13 protein-coding genes are annotated in these 18,729 nt (G+C 43.3%); 5 read left to right on the forward strand and 8 right to left on the reverse strand.

Features of this window, described 5'->3' with window-relative positions:
• Nucleotides 1-126: 126 nt before the first annotated feature.
• The 3 genes from Q6344_13975 to Q6344_13985 form a co-directional block, all read right to left on the reverse strand.
• Complete coding sequence (locus tag Q6344_13975) at nucleotides 127-741, reverse strand: YceI family protein (GenBank protein WLG13681.1); 615 nt, start codon at nucleotides 739-741, stop codon at nucleotides 127-129.
• A 201-nt stretch (nucleotides 742-942) separates the two neighbouring features.
• On the reverse strand, nucleotides 943-4,044 hold the full coding sequence (locus tag Q6344_13980) for an efflux RND transporter permease subunit (GenBank protein ID WLG13682.1): 3,102 nt from the start codon (nucleotides 4,042-4,044) through the stop codon (nucleotides 943-945).
• On the reverse strand, nucleotides 4,041-5,369 hold the full coding sequence (locus tag Q6344_13985; protein WLG13683.1) for an efflux RND transporter periplasmic adaptor subunit: 1,329 nt from the start codon (nucleotides 5,367-5,369) through the stop codon (nucleotides 4,041-4,043). Before Q6344_13985 ends, Q6344_13980 begins: the two co-directional genes overlap by 4 nt.
• A 520-nt stretch (nucleotides 5,370-5,889) precedes the next feature.
• Here Q6344_13985 and Q6344_13990 point away from each other — a divergent pair.
• Complete coding sequence (locus tag Q6344_13990; protein WLG13684.1) at nucleotides 5,890-6,018, forward strand: hypothetical protein; 129 nt, start codon at nucleotides 5,890-5,892, stop codon at nucleotides 6,016-6,018.
• A 128-nt stretch (nucleotides 6,019-6,146) separates the two neighbouring features.
• On the opposite strand, the gene recG is transcribed toward Q6344_13990, so the two are convergent.
• Nucleotides 6,147-8,513, reverse strand: coding sequence for an ATP-dependent DNA helicase RecG (gene recG, locus Q6344_13995; protein WLG13685.1), 2,367 nt, complete (start codon nucleotides 8,511-8,513; stop codon nucleotides 6,147-6,149).
• Between the two features lie 329 nt (nucleotides 8,514-8,842).
• On the opposite strand from recG, the gene Q6344_14000 reads away from it, so the two are divergent.
• Nucleotides 8,843-9,802 carry a patatin-like phospholipase family protein gene (locus Q6344_14000; GenBank protein WLG15228.1) on the forward strand — a complete coding sequence of 320 codons (960 nt, stop codon included), beginning with the start codon at nucleotides 8,843-8,845 and terminating at the stop codon, nucleotides 9,800-9,802.
• Nucleotides 9,803-9,952: 150 nt separating this feature from the next.
• On the opposite strand, the gene Q6344_14005 is transcribed toward Q6344_14000, so the two are convergent.
• On the reverse strand, nucleotides 9,953-10,540 hold the full coding sequence (locus Q6344_14005) for a hypothetical protein (GenBank protein ID WLG13686.1): 588 nt from the start codon (nucleotides 10,538-10,540) through the stop codon (nucleotides 9,953-9,955).
• A 516-nt stretch (nucleotides 10,541-11,056) separates the two neighbouring features.
• Here Q6344_14005 and argA point away from each other — a divergent pair.
• The gene (argA, locus tag Q6344_14010; GenBank protein WLG13687.1) at nucleotides 11,057-12,379 is read left to right on the forward strand and encodes an amino-acid N-acetyltransferase; all 1,323 of its coding nucleotides are present in this window, start codon (nucleotides 11,057-11,059) and stop codon (nucleotides 12,377-12,379) included.
• A gap of 98 nt (nucleotides 12,380-12,477) precedes the next feature.
• Here argA and Q6344_14015 read toward each other — a convergent pair whose 3' ends face one another.
• Nucleotides 12,478-13,209, reverse strand: coding sequence for an FKBP-type peptidyl-prolyl cis-trans isomerase (locus Q6344_14015; GenBank protein WLG13688.1), 732 nt, complete (start codon nucleotides 13,207-13,209; stop codon nucleotides 12,478-12,480).
• A gap of 474 nt (nucleotides 13,210-13,683) precedes the next feature.
• Between Q6344_14015 and Q6344_14020 the strand changes: the two genes are divergently transcribed.
• Entirely contained in the window at nucleotides 13,684-15,396 is a 1,713-nt protein-coding gene (locus Q6344_14020) for a mechanosensitive ion channel (GenBank protein ID WLG13689.1), read from the forward strand.
• Between the two features lie 114 nt (nucleotides 15,397-15,510).
• Here the strand turns inward: Q6344_14020 and Q6344_14025 are convergent, their stop codons facing one another.
• Entirely contained in the window at nucleotides 15,511-16,926 is a 1,416-nt protein-coding gene (locus tag Q6344_14025) for a hypothetical protein (GenBank protein ID WLG13690.1), read from the reverse strand.
• Nucleotides 16,927-17,231: 305 nt separating this feature from the next.
• On the opposite strand from Q6344_14025, the gene Q6344_14030 reads away from it, so the two are divergent.
• Complete coding sequence (locus Q6344_14030) at nucleotides 17,232-17,900, forward strand: SDR family oxidoreductase (GenBank protein ID WLG13691.1); 669 nt, start codon at nucleotides 17,232-17,234, stop codon at nucleotides 17,898-17,900.
• 119 nt (nucleotides 17,901-18,019) lie between these two features.
• On the opposite strand, the gene Q6344_14035 is transcribed toward Q6344_14030, so the two are convergent.
• Nucleotides 18,020-18,715, reverse strand: a complete 696-nt coding sequence (locus tag Q6344_14035; protein ID WLG13692.1) for a lysophospholipid acyltransferase family protein — start codon at nucleotides 18,713-18,715, stop codon at nucleotides 18,020-18,022.
• Nucleotides 18,716-18,729 lie beyond the last annotated feature (14 nt).

Consider the following 18,729-nt stretch of genomic DNA (forward strand, 5'->3'; position numbering starts at 1 on the left):
CGTAAAGAAAATTTCGATAAACTAACGAATCTAAGGGTTCTCTCATTAAAAAAGCCGAAACTTCTTTTCTAAGTCTCAGCCTTTTTGTTAAACGTATAAATAGAAAATTGCTTTCTATTGATTGTGTTAGCGCTTTGCAGCTTCAATCTGAATATTTAGCTGAACTTCTTTAGTAATACCTAATAATGTATATTTACTGATGCCCCATTTCGTTCGATCAATGGTCGTTGTGAAATCCCCACCGCAAACTGGTTTTTTTAATATTGGATTTAGGTAGCAATTGAACTTGCTGGCCGTTAGCGTAATGGGGTTAGTCTTGCCGTGTAGTGTCAACATACCATCGACTTTGCTGACATTTGAGCCACTACCATCAGTCGTAAAATACCATTTGGTAGACTCAAATTGCGCCAGTGGAAACTGTTCAATATCAAAAAAATCTGCGCTTTTTAGCGTGATATCAAATGCTGTATTGCCTGTATTTAGGCTATTCAGAGGAATTACTAGCGAGATATTACCGGTCTTAGCCGCTGGATCATAATCTAGCTGCCCAGTGATATTATAAAAGCCACCTGTGTTGGTAGAGGTATTAAAATGGTCAATAGCAAAGCGTACATTGGTATGAGTGGGGTCGATATCGTAAGTCATCGCCTGACTGCTGGCGATACCCAACATGCTTATGCTTAAGGCTAGTAGCGGCTTTCGAGAGGACAGTATGACTGTCGAGAGGGACATTTGATTCATAGTAACATTCCTTTGCTGTATAAATGATAGAGCAATCACATCCTTTGTGACTGTGCTTTTATAATTGTGCTCTTATAATCGCTCTCTTATATAATGACAACAAGCCCATACTTAATCAATCAGTATGGGCTTGTCTGTTTTAGACATAGCATTATCACTGCTAACGCTATGTCATAAGTATGATCAAATAAATCCGTTAAATCATACTTTACTATCTGTTGTTGTCTGCTCTTTGCCACTAGGTACGAGCCATTTAGCAAACCATCCTGACAAATCATCCATCAAAGTATAAACCACGGGAATCACCACAAGGCTTAATAACGTCGAAGTCACCAGACCACCCAGTACCGCAGCAGCCATCGGACGACGGAAGGTTGGATCAGCATCACCCCAACCGAAGACTAAGGGCAACATACCTGCCCCCATCGCAATAGTAGTCATAATAATAGGACGCGCCCGCTTGCGGCAAGCATCGATAATAGCCTCAAAACGCGCCAAACCTCGACGCTGTGCAATCAGTGCATAATCGACCAGTAAGATAGAGTTTTTGGTGGCAATACCCATTAGCATAATAAAGCCAATCATCGACGGCATAGAAAGACTGCTATTGGTAATAACCAAGCCTACAAAAGCGCCGCCTATCGATAAAGGCAATGCCATCAAAATGGTAAAAGGCTGCAATATACGCCCAAACAATAGAATAAGTACGCCTAAAATACAAACCACACCGACCGACATCGCAATCACAAAACCGCTGAATAGCTCAGCCATGTTTTCTGCTTGACCTTGGTCAATAATGGTAATGGAAGGCGGTAGTTGTTGCATGGCAGGTACTGATTTAACCGCTTGTACCAAATCTCCAAGCTCGCCACTCGCAGGTTGCACCGTGATACTGATGGCGCGTTCCCGATCGAGCCTGCTAATCTGCGCAGGCCCAGTGCCAAAGTCTAATGACGCGACTTCACCCACACGTACACCCTGTCCTGCTGGTAACGAGCTCGGTACATATAGACCTTCTAATTGACTGACATTTTGTTTGGCAACATCTGGTAAACGAATGACGATAGGAATCTGCCGCGTATCCAAATTGAGCTTGGATAAACGCTGCTCATAGTCACCCACCGTCGCCACTCGTAACGTCGTAGCGATGTCTTGCGTGGTCACACCTTTATCCGCCATCGCCAGTCTGTCTGGCGTCACCGTTAACTCTTGACGCGGCAAACTGCGGTCACTGGTCACGGAGCCAGCACTGGGTAGCCCTCGAATCTCTGACATGATTTGCTGAGCGGTTTGTTCAAGCAATTGCGGATTAGTACTGGTCATAGAGAAGTTGTAACCACTCTCTCCACCACTCGACAAACCGACGGTAAAGCGCGCACCTGGCACTTCTGCCAACAAACTACTTATTTGACGTTCAATCTCTTGCTTAGAGCTGCGCTCTGCACGTGGTGCTAGCACGATGTCTAGACCTGCTATATTTTCGGCTTTGCCACCACTAGAGTTTGAGTCCATGCTAGCCTGAGCCTCACCGACTGAGGTAAAAATATTGGTGACTTCAGGCATTGCTAAAATACGCTCACTTGCCAGCGCAGCAACGCGCTCTGTGTCTTCCAGCGCAACGTCAGGTGTCAACTCAATCGCCACACGAGTTTGGTCAATGTCATTATCAGGAATAAACGATGTTGGTAGTAATTTGACAAGCATCAGTGACGCCACGAATAACACTAAAGTTGCACCCATCGTCAGCCAGCGATGATGCAGTGTCCATGCCACTATTTTGAGATACCAACCCATCAGCGCGCTTTGTTTCTCAACGTGTTTTTTCTCTGGTCGCAATATATACGCTGCCATCATCGGTGTGATAAGACGCGCGACCATCAAAGACGCAAAAATCGACAATGCAGCCGTCCAGCCAAACTGACGGAAAAACTGTCCAACGATACCGCCCATAAAGGCGGTGGGTAAAAACACGGCAATCAAAGTAAAGGTGGTCGCGACTACCGCCAAGCCAATCTCGTCAGCCGCTTCCATCGCTGCTTCATACGGTGTCTTGCCCATGCGTAAATGCCGTATGATGTTTTCGACCTCGACGATCGCATCATCAACCAATACACCAATCACTAACGACAATGCCAACAAAGATATAATATTGAGGCTAAAGCCAAATAAGTACATACCTAAAAAGGTGGGAATCACTGATAATGGCAAGGCGACAGCAGCAACTATAGTTGCCCGAATATTGCGCAAAAATAAGAATACAACGACGACTGCTAACAGACCACCTTCGATCAGCATCCGTAATGAGGCTTGATAATCTTCAGCGATGGGCGTTGCCCGATCATAGACTTTTTCAATAGTGATATTCCCTACATCGGCTGACAGCTTGGCAAGCTCTGCATCAACCAGCTCCATGACCTCGACTTCACTGGCACCACGCGAGCGGGTGATGTTAAATGCCACCACCGTTTGCCCGTCGAGCTTAGCAATAGAGCTTGGGTCAGCCGCGCCATCTGTGATTTGTGCCATACGTCCAAGCGCTTGCGTACCACCTGCTGGGATTGCCACTTGTAAATCATTGAGCTCACTTGCCCGCTCCACCGCACCAAGGACACGAATCGTCTGGGTGGTTTTGCCCACTTCTGCTTCACCACCAGAGCTGTCCTGCTGAATACCCGTGATTTGATTGGATAGTTGTGTGATAGAGAGCTTAAGACCACTCAAGGTAATCGGGTCAGCTGCGACGGTAATCTCACGCTGCAAACCACCAATACGGCTAACCGTGCTGACACCCGGTATATCAGAAAGACGCTTGGTGACCGTATCATCGACGAACCAAGACAAGTCTTCCACATTCATGTTTTTAGAAGCCACAGAATAAGTGACAACGGGGAATCCTGCGGTTGAAACTTTAGTAATAATAGGGTCATTGGCCGCGGCAGGCAAATCGCCGCGTACCTCGCCTACTGCCGAGCGCACATCATCGACCGCTTCTTGAATATCCTTTTCTAACACAAACTCTGTGACCATGGTGGCAGCACCCGTTTGTAACGTGGTGCGAATATGCTTGATACCCTCAATACTGGTGAGCTTGTTTTCTATCTTTTTTGCGATGTCGTTTTCGAGCTGTGATGGCGCGGCACCCGGTAAAGTCACCGTGACCACAACTGCAGGTAGGTCAATATCAGGAAACTGCTGCACCTTCATTTTCATAAAGCCATAAATACCGCCTAACGTCAGTAGTATAAATAGCAAAATGGCAACTAAAGGATTTTTTATCGAGTAAGCAGAAACATTTAAACTCATGGTTGTGCCTGCGCTGCTGTACTCGTTTGGCTAACACCATCAACGATACGCACCAAATCTCCATCATTTAAAAAGCTACCGCCTTGTTTGACAATTTGACTGTCACTAGGCAATGGCTCTAGCACTGCCACATTTTCGCCAAGTCGCTCGCCCAATGTCACTCGTTGTTGCTTGATACGACCCATGGTCTGACCATCTTGAGTGGTCACATTGGTTACTAGCATCACATAATCATAGCCATCGTTGCTGACGATAGCGCTATTGGGCACCGTTTGCGTACTGGCACTGCCTAATAGGAACTCACCCGTTTGATACATACCTGCCCGTACTTTTGCATTGGCTGCCAAGCTCGCATAGATGGTAATCTGCCGGTTGTTGTCCGCCGTTGGTGCTATGCGGCTCACTTTCCCCATTACCGTATCACCATCTGGTAAGCTCACCCGTACTGGCGTCCCGACACTGACTTCACCGACAAGCTTGGGATCAATATCTGCACGCCATTCCAAAATACCACCTTTAATGATAGTAAATAATGGCTCGCCACCAGCAACCATACCGACCTCCGCCATTTTCTCGCTGATGACACCGCTGACTGGTGCGACCACTGTTGCATTATCTACACTCAAGCGCTGAGTGCTCAGACGCGCTTTGGAGGCTTGTAGCGCAGCCTGTGCTTGAAGTTTTGCAGTGCGATAGCGATCGGCTTCTTGTTTACTAATGGCATCAATATCTATCAATGGCAATACACGAGCAGCATCAGCGCTGGCATTGGCAAGCGTCGCTTCTGCTTCGGCAACATCTGCCTCTGCTTGCAAGACTTGCTGCTCCATAGCATCGGTGTCAAATATCGCCAATACTTGACCCGCTTTGACGCGATCACCTTCTTCGACCAATATACGCTCGATAGCCACGCCATTGACTTTAGCACTGACATTCGCCGTATCTTTGGCATCAATGGTGCCATCAGCACTGAGTGTGTTACCAATATCATCTTGGCTTGGGCTGACCGTTTCTACTGATAATACCGCCTGCTCAGTACTCGTAGCGCTTGCAGTGGCACCATCACTTGAAGTACCACTAGAAACTGGCGATTCATCCGTCGCGGCTTCATCACTCCCGCCCCAATACTTTCCAAGTAGCACACCAATGATAAGCACGGCTGCCAATACGGGTAACAACCATAATGGTAATTTTGAAGCGGTTTTTTTAGACAATGTATCAGACTGGCGATAAGGTGGTAGCTCAGATGGTTGAGGTGGTTCAATGTTGGTTTCTTGCTCGCTAGTCGGTGCTTGCTTATTATTAGGGTGTTCAAAATCACTCATAGTCGGTCTCTATAAATAAGCACGGTACTAACGCCGTAAAAAGTATAAGGGAAACAAAATGATACAGGCAGAGCTTATCAAAATAGTCTTTTATCATTGTAGACTATCTCGTCATTGGGTCAATTATGTTAAGTATCTACATAGTCAATTGTTGATAGTAATCAAGACATAACAATCAAGACATAACAATCAAGACATAGTAAGACATTGAACTTAATAAAGATTATTAGTAGCAAAGATTATCAGGTGAACGATAAGTAAAGACAAAAGACAGCGTATTCCTAGCTCAGTCCCAGTTCTTTCCTAAAGTCTTCTTCATACAAAACTCCTTGCTTAAAACTTATTCACCCAATGAAAAAATGACCAAATATACTGTCATATTGAATGAATTAAGATGCGCCCATTATAGTTGGAACAATCACTCGTAAAAATTAATGATACATACACCCTACAGTTTAGACTTGTATTTATGGGGTAATTTGTCATTATTAAGATAACTCTACTAATAAAGGAATCCATCATGGCTAATAAATCAGACGTAAAGAAGCTTAAACAAGAAATTAAAGATACAAAAGCAAAAATTAAGCAGAAAAAGAAAGACCTCAAAGATCTTAAGAAGTCATTGAAAAAGTCGAAAAAAGCCAAATAGCTTTGTTTCGAAATGATGGCTCTACGTCAAAAAATAGAAGAGGATAGCGTTGGCTGTCCTCTTTTTTGCTATTAATTTAGCCATTTTTAGCCCATTTATAGGATAACCGATTGAATTGACTATACGCCTTAGGCATTAGTATAACGACTCGCCTCAGGCATCCAGCGGTGAATCAGTTGGCTGACATCTGCCTTGCGCATAGGATCTGCAATTAGATGTTTTGCTAAACGCTGAGCAATGGCAAACAGCTGCTCGTCACGTATCAGATCAGCCAAATAATAACCGACGTTACCCGTTTGACGTTTGCCCAATAACTCGCCGGGACCACGCAGTTCCAAATCTTTTTGGGCAATAACAAAACCATCAGTGCTATCACGCAGGACATTTAAGCGCTCTGTACCTGTCTCTGATAATGGCTTTTGGTATAACAGTACGCAATAGCTTTTGGTTGAGCCACGCCCGACTCGCCCGCGCAGCTGATGTAATTGCGATAGACCTAATCGTTCGGCATTTTCGATGACCATTAACGACGCATTAGGTACGTCGACCCCAACTTCAATGACTGTTGTGGCAATCAACAAGTCCAAATTGCCAGCTTTAAATTCTTGCATGATGGCTTGTTTATCAACGGATTTCATCTTGCCATGGACAAGACCAATGCGAATATTCAAGCGCTCATTTAAATCCTCATAAGTGGCTTCAGCAGCTTGCGCATCCAGCACACTAGACGCTTCGACCAACGAGCAAACCCAGTACGCTTGCCTACCCGCTTCACAATTAACCGCAATCCGCTCAATGACTTCATCGCGTCGATTACGGTCAATGGTCACCGTAGTAATTGGCGTACGCCCCGGTGGTAATTCATCGATAATCGAGGTATCCATATCACCGTAAACGCTCATTGCGAGCGTGCGCGGAATCGGGGTAGCGGTCATAATCAGCTGATGCGGCGTGCTATTGGCCACCCCTTTATTGGTTAGTGCCATACGCTGCTCAACACCAAAGCGATGCTGTTCATCGATAATAACTAAGCCCAATTTGGCAAACTGCACCTGCTCTTGAAACAGTGCATGAGTCCCGACGACCACTTGCACCGTGTTTTCTGCGACTGCTTCCAACGCTTCGCGGCGCTGCTTCGCCGTTTGTTTCCCAGCAAGCCAGCCAACACCGATACCTAACGGTTCAAACCATTGTTTGAAATTGACCAAATGCTGCTCTGCTAAAATTTCTGTGGGTGCCATAACAGCCACTTGCCAACCACTATCAAGCGCATAACCCGCTGCACCCGCTGCGACCAGAGTCTTGCCCGCGCCAACATCGCCCTGCACCAACCGCAACATCGGGATGGACGTTGCCATATCAGCCGTAATATCTTTCATGACTCGTTGCTGTGCACCCGTTAAATCAAACGGCAATGCTGCAAATAGCTTATCGGCAAGCGGGCTATTGATAGTACATTTAGGCGCTTTATGCTGATGCAGTTGCTGACGACGATATAACAAGCTGAGCTGATGGGCGGTTAATTCTTCAATAATTAAACGCTGGCATGCTGCATGAGTACGGGCACTTAATTGGGTAAGTAGCTGATATTGTCGTCCGGCGTCGGTATAAGTCGGCGGTGTATGCAGTAATACTAAGGCTTCAAATATCGTCAGGTTATAGACGTTGTTATTAACTGTTCTATTAGCGACTGTATGGATATCACTGTTTGTATTATTATTGGCATCATAGACATTGGCTTTATTGACACTACTAACGCTATGACCAGTCGTATTATCTGGCACACTACGCGCCAATGTCGAGAATATATCTTCTGGATACTCTGCCTCTGTTATCGGTATTTTAGCCGGTTCAAAAGGTGCTAATGGCAAGTCAGCCACGACTGCAAAGTCTGTAGGAGTAAACAGCGTCATCGGTAAGCCTTCACTGCGAACCGTCTGTAATGCCAGCTTAATCAAGGTACGCAGCTTATTTTGATGTAAACCTTTAACACTTGGATAAATGGGCTGCAAACCAGTATTTACTACCGTCTCATTACTACTGATAATTTGATATTCAGGATGGTGGATTTGCTTACCATAACGACTCACTTTCACTTCGCCAAATAATTGCAGCTGTGTCCCTAAGCTCATGGTTTGTGCAAGACCACGATAAACTTTAAAAAACCGTAGCGATATGGTGCCTGTATCATCATCTACCACGACCGTCATACCGCTGCGCTTGGTATCGACGTGCACCACACGCCCAGTAATCAACGCAGACTGTCCGTGCCCCACTTCTGCTATAGACAGCAATCGGCTACGATCTTCATAATCACGTGGCAGATGCAGCAATAAATCAAATATTCGTTTAATATTCAATTGCGCCAACTGTTCTGCGACTTTTAATCCCACACCCGCCAGTGCCGTCACTGGCATATCTAGCGCTGAGAGTGGCAGCTCAGACCTAAAGTGGTCTGTTGGGCTAGTTAAAGAAGCGTTCACTGATACTGACATCAAAGATCCTAACGATATTATTTTTAGTTTTCATATACTCATTCAAGTATTTTCAATATACCGTAGATGATGACAGTTTTTATAAAACAGCTGTCATAAACATGACACATCAAAACACCGACTCATTTCATTATAGCTGACAATACAATTGCTTATGCTCAGCTATTTAGTAATACTGCGTCAAAAAGCCTGAAAGTCAAACGGCTCATTTGTATCATATCAATAACTGATGTCTTATTTTCCGTATTATCGTCATTTTATAAGGTGTTTTTATGTTCGCTCCTGTCCAGTATCGACAACCTCTTCATAGTCTAAGAGTGCGAAATAGTATGAGAGTGCTATGCACCAGCTTAATTGCCGTACTCGGATTATCTATCAGCGCTTGTAGCTCTCTAACGCCAGCGCAGCCGTTACCTGAAGCACCTGAAATAGCGCCACCTAACATTGCGTTGGTATTGGGCGGCGGTGGTGCCAAAGGCTTCGCCCATGTCGGGGTGATTAAAGCACTAGAAGCAAATGGTATCAAACCCACGCTCATCGTTGGCACTAGCGTCGGCAGCTTGGTTGGTAGCCTATATGCCAGCGGCTACACACCAGTACAACTTGAGCAACTGGCACTGACCACTACAGATAGCGAATTGACAGATTTTGTCTTATCCAACCAAGGTGTCATTGAGGGTATCAAACTCAAGAACTTTATCAACGATAAAGTCGATGGACGAGTAATAGAGGATTTCCCTATCCGCTTTGCAGCAGTCGCGGCGGAGAAGCATACTTTGAAAAAAGCCATTTTTACCACTGGTGATGCGGGGCTTGCCGTTCAAGCATCCTGTAGCGTACCGAATATTTTTATTGCGCCGCGTATTCCCGAAAAGGTCGGTAAAAAATATATCGATGGTGGCGTGGTCAGCCTAGTACCTGTCGATAGCGCTCATGACTTGGGTGCTGATATTATTATTGCCGTTGATGTGACAGATACTGGTATTAACAATATTAGCGGTGTTTCTACACTTGATAAAAAATTAAACCTCAACGGATTAAGCAGTTTTTGGGGATTTTTGGAGAGTAATGTTGTAGCTCCGCCAAGCGCCAATCGTGCCTCATCGATGCAGCGTGAACGAGATCGTGCTGATGTGCTGATTACGCCTGCGGTCAGTCATATCAGCTCACTAGATACCAGCCAGCGCCATGCTCTCATAGCTGCAGGCTCGCAAGCCACTACCGCACAAATGGCTGCCATCAAGCAATTAATCAAAGAAAAATCTAACCAGAAATACGCGACGCTTTAAGCGCCTTGCAACGGCGTACCAAAATTTCTTATTAACAACCCACAAAAAAGCACCACAGCAACGAGCCGTGATGCTTTTTGTGATTAAACGAATATTAAGCCAGTATTAAATAAATCACCCTGATAAAATACTTAATATTAAATGACTGGCTTATTTCACACGTGCACGGTATTTAACCACTACGGTGTCATTAAGACCAACACCCTCTAAATCCCAGCGTACCGCTTTATAATACTTTAATGGAATTTCTTGTAGTTGGTTATCCACTTTTCCACGTAATGGCATACGGGCAAAAGTATTGCCATCTGCACTGCCGTATGGAAAATCAGGTGATACTGTACGCAATAACTCTACCTGCTCAGGGATACTCATCGTCACTGTCATTTTTCGGACGCGATCTGCATTGGTATTGGTAAAATAGCCTTGGTACTCCAAGACATTACCTGATTGTAGGCGCGTACTAGCATTCACCGGAGCCAAAACCTCTTGACCGTTTGCATCAACGCTAATCAATGACGCGGTAATTTTACTATTGACGGCCTGTGCACTCGAGTTGCTGCTTTTATTAGCATTGGTCTGTACAGCTGCCGAACTATCAACCGCTTGTTCTGGCGTCGGTAGCATTGCCGAGGCTTGCGTCACTACCATCGCACCGATGAGCGTACCAGCCACAACGTGGAATAAGCGATGTCCGCTCCAAGCACTAAATGGGCTAGCAAATTGGTTACTTTTTTTCATGGTTTTCATTATCCCTGGTTAATATGTCGGTAAAACGCAGCTGGTAAAATTTGAATAACTTTTGGTGTATATTGAATCGTTGATAGGCAGCACAATTTAGACGGAACATACCCACTTATAAGAAACATGCTATAAGAAACATAACTCATTATAAATGGTTGACTGTTATAGTATTGACAGACCTAGTATCGCTGCTGATTGTAGTGACAGCTAATGGCAAGCGCTGCTGGCGTCTATATTGTCATAGCTGGTCAGCTTATCGTATAAAGTTTTTATTTTTATTGATTATCTTCGTTCATCGCCTGTAAAGCAATAGCGTTTAGCATAGCAAAAAGTGTTTGTACGTACACTAACCCCGTGTTGAGGTTGTGTATATCGTCCATCAGTGATAAAAATTGATTGATACTACTGAAATAAAAGATAGCTCATAACGGCGTTTTTTGCTATGGTAATTCTTTAGCGATAGGCATTTTTTGCTACGCCCCTTTTCTTATTCTCACTACTATTGCCCTTATTATGACTACTAGCGCTATGCCCCAAATCAACCCTGAATACGTCTATTGGTTCCGTAACTCCGCCCCCTACATCAATACCCATCGCGGCAAAACGTTCGTGATTATGTTTGGTGGTGAGGCGGTCAATCATCCAAATTTCAGCACCCTTATTCATGATTTTGCGCTACTGCATAGCTTAGGTATCAAGCTGGTATTGGTACATGGAGCGCGACCGCAAATCGAAAAGAACTTAAAAGATGCTGACATTACCTCCCCACTGCATCAAGACATTCGAATTACACCGCGCGTGGCGATGCCTGCTATTTTACAAGCGGTAGGCGCTATTCGTCTGCAACTCGAAGCGCAGCTGTCGATGGGACTGGCCAATTCACCTATGTATGGTTCACGCATCGATGCCATTTCAGGCAATTTTGTGACCGCACGTCCTTATGGTATTCGTGATGGTATCGATTACCAAATGACTGGCGAAGTGCGCTCTATCGATGTTGAAGCCATCAAAAACAACCTGCTACACGACCATATTGTAATTTTAGGCTCAATGGGTTATTCAGCAACTGGTGAAGTCTTTAATTTGCTAGCTGAAGACGTGGCGCTCAGTGCAGCCGTGGCACTGGGTGCTGATAAGCTTATCTTCTTGGGTGAAGAAGCAGGCATCAATGACGATGATCGCTTATTAAGGGAGATGATTCCTAATGAAGTCGATCGCTTCTTACGTGATCGTGATTTAAATTGCGAGATTAATTATTTCTTAAATTGTGCCAGTTTGGCCTGCCGCCAAGGCGTCCATCGCACCCATATTATCTCGTATGCCAAAGACGGTGCCTTATTAGAAGAGTTATTCACTCGTGATGGCTCTGGTACTCTTATCAGCCATGACCCTTACGAAGAGATTCGTCGTGCTAATATTGACGATGTGGTCGGACTGATTGAGCTATTATCACCGCTAGAAGAGCAAGGCATATTAGTCAGCCGCTCACGCGAACGCTTAGAGCAAGAGATTGATAATTATAGTGTCATCGAGCGTGATGGTATGATTTTAGGCTGCGCGGCGCTATATCCATTGGATACAGAATCAGCAGAAGTTGCCTGTGTCGCCGTACATCCCGATTATCGTAGCGGTAGTCGCGGTGCAGACTTACTGGCATTTTTAGAGCAACAAGCGCGCAGTCATGGTCTGCACAAGTTGTTTGTGTTAACGACACGGACGGCACATTGGTTCGTCGAGCAAGGCTTTGCCGAAGTCGAGGCCAGCGCGCTACCTGCATCGCGTCAAGAAAAATACCATAATGGTCGTAATTCTAAAGTCTTTCAAAAAACTCTTTAGATACTTAAATTCTAGTCATAAAAAAGCCCTCATAATATTATGAGGGCTTTTTTATGACTTTATTTTTTAACACTGTTCACTAGGGTGTGTACTAAGTATTATTTTACTTTTAATAGCTCAACCGTAAAGATAAGCGTGCTGTTAGGCTCGATACCTGCGTTACCCGCTTCACCATAAGCAATATCTGATGGGATATAAAATTCGTATTTGCCGCCCTCTTTCATCAGCTGTAGACCTTCTGTCCAGCCAGCGATGACTTGGTTCAACGGGAACTCAATTGGCTCACCGCGCTCATAAGAGCTATCAAATACCGTACCATCGATTAACTTACCTTCGTAGTTTACTTCAACCACGTCAGTCGCTTTTGGTGATTTACCCGTACCTGCGGTGATAACTTTGTACTGTAAGCCAGAAGCCGTTTCTTTGACGCCTTCTTTTTTAGCATTTTCTGCTAAGAATGCAGCGCCTTTGGTTTTGTTTTCTCCAGCTTTTGTTTCCATGTCTTTAACAAACTTTTCTTCTTGCTCTTTTTGATAAGTCGTCAACACTTCCTGCATTTGTTCTTGGGTCAATGCTGATTCGTTGCCTTCATAACCATCACGGAAGCCTTTTTCAAAGGTATCAAGATTTAGGTCACCGACCGCTTCTTTGTTACCTTCAGCCATCATGAAGCCTAAGCTATAACCTACTTTTTCATTTGCTGAGCTTTGCTCGGTGATTGAAACACTTTTTGCAGCTGTCTCTTGGTTACCGTTATTTGTGCTACAGCCTGTTACCAACAACATAGCACTAGCAAGTGCACCAACGCTTAAAGTAGTGATTTTTTTCATAAAGTACTCTCAAATTGTAAGGATAGTGGCGAGATGTCACATGTTCCTATAATAACAAATCTTAGTTTTAGGAACCATGGTTGCCGTCAAATTATCGGGCGAATGTACAGTCTATGTTAATATTTCTCATCATAATAACAAGTTATCACACAAATACAGTAACACGTTAAGCTTTCTATCTTTAAATCTACTAATACATCAGCTAAGCTAAATGAGTTAAGGTGATAAGTAACCGAGTGTACGTCTTTATCATGGATGATTAACATTGGCAGTAAGGCAATCAACACGAGGGAAACCAACGTTTTTTGATAAGGTTTTTTGATAAGGTTACCTACTCAAAAATTATAATATCACCGCATAACTTATTTTAAAAATACTATTAATTATAACCATCTATGTATTGGTTTCGCTCAACACTAGCTGTACTGATGATATTGTTGAGTGGCTTTCGTATGATGATTAAAGGAGGATAAGATGAATCCAATGTACACATCTTTTAACGGTTATCTTGGTGGGCCTATCGGCTCTATTATTGGTGCTATTTTAATATTTATTATTGGTTGGCTAGTGGCACTGGGTATCGCAGCACTGGTTCGTAATGTATTATCTAGAGTCAATCTGAACCAACGCATGAACTCTTCAACGGGTAAGACCTACGATTTAGAAGGTATTATCTCTAAGATTGTATTTTGGTTCATCTTTATCATCGCGATTTCTGGGGCGCTGAATCAATTGAATTTGAACTCAATCTCGACACCGTTTGCAAATATGGTCAATCAAGTCCTAGCATTTATCCCTAATCTTATCGGCGCTATCGCTGTGGGTATTATTGGTTGGGTCTTGGCTACTGTTGCACGCACAGCTATCAACGCGGCATTGGCGAAAACGTCAATGGATGAGCGTTTAAGTGCTCAAGCAGGTGTAAAACCGATGAGTAGCACGATTGCCGATATGGTTTATTGGTTCATCTTGTTGGTTGTTTTAACGATGGTATTGGGGAAATTAGAGCTTGATGGTTTATTTGCTCCATTGACTAACATGGTTGATAAAATCTTTAGCTTTATTCCTAACATCCTCATTGCAGGTGTTGTCTTTGTCGTCGGTTATATCATTGCCAAAGTGGTACGCGGCATTGTGACTAATCTTGTTTCTACTTTTAATGTTCAAGAATTGGCTACAAAAGCAGGTTTAAGCGAAAAAAATAGCTTACCTAATATCGCTGGTTCATTGGCATTTTTAGTAGTGATCATTCCAACTATTATTGCTGCATTAAATGCATTAAAAATTGAAGTGATTGCTCGTCCTGCGACAAACATGCTGAACAAAATCATGGAAGCACTGCCAAACATCTTTATGGCGGTTGCGATTTTAGTCGTGACCTTCTATGTGGTACGCATGGTTGCCAATATCCTCAAAGGTTTGATCGAAAACACTGAGATTAACCAATTGCCTGCGAAAGTTGGTTTACAAGAAACGATGGGCGACAAGAGAGTCTCTGACCTTGTTGGTTATGCGATTATCTTCTTTGCGATGTTATTTGCCTCAATTGCCGCCGCTGACTTACTAGGTTTTGAGCCTATCTCAGCCATTATCGCCATGTTTATTGCGTTTGGTGCCAACATTATCTTGGGCGCAATTATCCTATTTATTGGCTTCTGGCTTGCCAATATCATTGCAGGTGTCGTTGAGCGTTCTGAGCAAGGCTCACAATTCTTAGCAAACATCGTCCGTGTACTAATCATGGGTTTAGTACTTGCCATGGGTCTAAAAGCGATGGGTATTGCTGATTCTATCGTTAACCTAGCCTTTGGTCTAACACTAGGTGCCGTAGCAGTAGCCTTTGCCCTTTCATTTGGTCTTGGTGGTCAAGAAGCCGCTGCCCGTTTCCTACGTAAAATGCAGGATAAAATGGACAAAGAACGTGAAGAAGCTAAAGCGAAATCTGCTCTTCATACTAGCTCAAGTACACAAGAAAAAGTTGCTGACTCAGTTCGAGAGAACACTCCTGCTGCTTCAGGTACAATGACTAGTGACTTACCTACTAGCACTGTCGATACCAACAATCTTGGTACGGGTCATGTAGATATCACTCATGTTGAAACAAGTGATGACGATATCGACACTGGTTCAAATCTAGCGCCAAGTAATAAAGGCTTTACTGATATTGATAATAATGACTTAAAATAAGTCATCGTTAACGATATATTTTGAATAAAAAAGACAGCCTAGGCTGTCTTTTTTTATGGCGTAAATTTAGTTTCTATGAAAGACTCGCTACAAAACATCGCTGTAAAATCATATTCAGGACTTGGTCTTCCGTGCAGGTATATTCAAATTTAATTGCATTCGCATTGGCTCATTTTTACTTGCTGATAAGTTAATTGTCGTTTGCTTTTTATGCTGTTGTTTTAAGCGCTGTAATTGCTTGGTCAGCTGCCGTTCACGTTGGGTCATCGGATCAACGGGTTGAATCCATAAGTCGATATCAATAAAGGTGTCATTAGACTCGTCAATAAAATCAATGCCCAATACAATCACATGATGCAGCTCGGCTATTGGCAGGCGGCTCGCAACATCCTGTGCAATCTTTGCTAAGTTTGGCTGAATAGCCTGTTTACTGTGCTGACTCTCAACATCTTGTCCATAAAATATTAATACATAATGCCGTCCCAAGCTCTCATAAGAGTGCTGATGGACGACATAACCTTCTTTTTGCAGACCATGTGCTTGTTTAGGATGCCTATATAGAGTTCGAACCAGCTCATGGCGCGAAAATAAAGACTCGTCCAATAGCTGCTGTTGCCAATAACAGCGTTTTATTCCTAGTGTCTCTTTATCAGCATTGTCTAGTACTTCTTCATCGAGCATCTCTATCATTTGGGTGCTTAGCTGCGACCACAGAGCTGCCGCTTGCGCCATATGCTGATGATACATCTGCGCAGTCGTGCTTTTGTTTTTGTAGGCAAGCGTCATAGCGACTAATGCAGGATTGGGCTCATCTTGCACCTCGTATTTGATGAGTGCATTATCTATTGCGATAGCGTCCGTAAATAAAGTTGGGCTATGTAAAAACTGAGTGACTAGACCTGCTTCTGATTCAAAGCTAGCGACATGATTACTGGCTGAATACTGTAATTGCCCTAAACGATAATGCAAAAACCGCCATAACTCGCATGGTGCTTGTAGGCTTGCTAATATCGCCTGCCAGTCATGCCAGCTAAAAACTTGTAGCTGCTGCATACTGTCGCTCATATCCACCACCAAATCTTCCATAAAATAGCGGACACCAAAACCATGAGTGAGCCGTTTTAGAAGTTGTCGTTGCTGGTTATTTATCTTAATTTTATTGATTTCTTCAGCTTTATCGGTGAGCTGAATATCAAAAACTAAAACATTATGGCTCATGTTGGCGTTATTTTTATGCTGAGTGAGATATGTCTTGTGCCATATGAGCGCGGCCTTTACTACCGCCACACGCGCAGCTTCAATATCGACCAGACTACTTTTAGCAGGCAAATACAATATGAGCTCAAGTAATGATAGGTTACCCAGTGGCAATTGATAGTGATACTGCTGAGCACGGTAATACGCGTCATATTTATGCTCAAGATGCTGCATATTGGTCAAAGCAATATCTACAGCATCTTTCTGCAAATAGCAGGTCAACTCATTAACAAGACAATCATTATCAGATAGGGTAATAGATGAGTCAGACACAGTGTTAACCTTTTATTATCGAATGGACGCGTTGTATGGTAAGTTGCTATTGATGAGCATAACACTAGAGCATGTTGAATATTCGCAAATGTTTTTGCTATAACGACAGGCTACCAACGAAAAACTTAACAAAATAAGCCTTATTAAATGCAGTCGCTTTCAGGGCAATGAGTTGTTATGATAATAGCAAAGTAGCATGATTTGCAGTCAAACTTATCGCTTATGGGCTGCCTTTGATTACATTTTTTAGAGACATTTATTAAAATTATTTAATGACCATCATATAATAAAAAGGATTGAACGTTATGAAGCGCTTTAAAGAAAAAACTGTCATTATAACAGGTGCAGATTCTGATATTGGTCGTGCAACGGCGCTTAGGTTTGCACAAGAAGGAGCGAATTGTATAATCGTTGGTATTAATAACGATATTTTAGAATACATCTACGAGGATCTGCCACAGGATCATACATGGATCAATACAGGTAACCACCTTACCGTGACCAGTGACATTAATGATCTGACCCAAACGGCAAGATTAATAAAGCATGTACGCGATAAATATAAACATATTGATGTGATGGTCAATATAGATACTGCGGTTGGCATTCATCAGTCAGTTATTCCAGAACTGATAAAAACACAAGGCAATATCGTTAATGTGTCAACGCTAACGGAGATATCAGCAGACTGGAATATGAAGACATATAAAGCTAGGCAAAGGGATTTGTCTGATATTACAAAGAAGCTGGCATTAGAGAATATACCAAATAATGTACGTATTAATGCCGTATCTGCTGGATTGGTGGCAACGGATATCAGTCCAAATCCATTTATTACCCACTCTCCACTAGGGAAGACAGCGACACCGTTTGATGTAACCGCCGCTGTGATGTTTTTAGCCAGTGATGACGCTGCCATCATTACTGGTATGAATTTACCTGTCGATGGCGGGGTGAGTACGTTCAACAGCTAACTCAATGCTTAGTTTTTTAGCCATTCTTAAGATTCATCCTCACAAACAAAAGACCCCCTGACATTAACCTGTCTGGAGGTCTTAATATAATACAGATACTCATAACTCATTTAAAAACTTTATTCAGCTGAATTATTGATATCTTGTAATGGTTGAGATAAGCGCTCGGGATGTCTTGGTATCACCCCTTTATACTGAGCATAAATTTTTGGTAAATCGGCTTCGATATCACCACTAGGATGAACCAACGACATAAAGCGTATCTCTTTGGTTTTGTAATCCATCGCTACTGGCAAAATAGGTACACCAGCGCCCACTGCTAAATAATAGAAGCCTGATTTCCAAGTTTCAGTATATTGACGAGTACCTTCTGGTGCTAAACCCAAAAATAGTGGCTTACCTGTTTTGAACTTATCAATACTTGCTTGCAGCACTGAGCCTTTATCACTACGATCAACGGGAATGACCCCTATCCAGCTTAATAGCTGAGCAAATACGGGCACTTTAAATAAGGTATGCTTACCCATAATACTGATTTTTAAATCTAGGGCGAATAAACTGGGTATCGCATAAACCCCGTCGATATTCGAAGTATGCGGCAGCGCTAAAACTACGGCTTGTGAAATATTTGGAATCTCTCCAACTGTACGCCAACCCGCAGCTTTTAGCATAGCTGAGGCAATCACTGGCGCAATTTTATTACCGCGTTTCGGGACTAAACTACCCAGCTGCTTTTTACTAAGCTTGGGCAATATTTTAGAATCTACAGACTTAGAAGCAGCAGTTTTTGAGCGATTAAACAACTTTGATGTCATGACGGCACCACATA

Origin of the sequence: Psychrobacter cibarius, from assembly GCA_030686115.1 — a bacterium.
Taxonomy (GTDB): domain Bacteria; phylum Pseudomonadota; class Gammaproteobacteria; order Pseudomonadales; family Moraxellaceae; genus Psychrobacter; species Psychrobacter cibarius_C.

Coding starts and splice junctions, on each gene's coding strand:
- argA (WLG13687.1), top strand. CDS start 11,057: ATGACTACTAGCGCTATGCCCCAAATCAACCCTGAATACGTCTATTGG.
- Q6344_14000 (WLG15228.1), top strand. CDS start 8,843: ATGAGAGTGCTATGCACCAGCTTAATTGCCGTACTCGGATTATCTATC.
- Q6344_13975 (WLG13681.1), bottom strand. CDS start 741: ATGAATCAAATGTCCCTCTCGACAGTCATACTGTCCTCTCGAAAGCCG.
- Q6344_14020 (WLG13689.1), top strand. CDS start 13,684: ATGAATCCAATGTACACATCTTTTAACGGTTATCTTGGTGGGCCTATC.
- Q6344_13985 (WLG13683.1), bottom strand. CDS start 5,369: ATGAGTGATTTTGAACACCCTAATAATAAGCAAGCACCGACTAGCGAG.
- Q6344_13990 (WLG13684.1), top strand. CDS start 5,890: ATGGCTAATAAATCAGACGTAAAGAAGCTTAAACAAGAAATTAAAGAT.
- recG (WLG13685.1), bottom strand. CDS start 8,513: ATGTCAGTATCAGTGAACGCTTCTTTAACTAGCCCAACAGACCACTTT.
- Q6344_13980 (WLG13682.1), bottom strand. CDS start 4,044: ATGAGTTTAAATGTTTCTGCTTACTCGATAAAAAATCCTTTAGTTGCC.
- Q6344_14030 (WLG13691.1), top strand. CDS start 17,232: ATGAAGCGCTTTAAAGAAAAAACTGTCATTATAACAGGTGCAGATTCT.
- Q6344_14005 (WLG13686.1), bottom strand. CDS start 10,540: ATGAAAAAAAGTAACCAATTTGCTAGCCCATTTAGTGCTTGGAGCGGA.
- Q6344_14015 (WLG13688.1), bottom strand. CDS start 13,209: ATGAAAAAAATCACTACTTTAAGCGTTGGTGCACTTGCTAGTGCTATG.
- Q6344_14035 (WLG13692.1), bottom strand. CDS start 18,715: ATGACATCAAAGTTGTTTAATCGCTCAAAAACTGCTGCTTCTAAGTCT.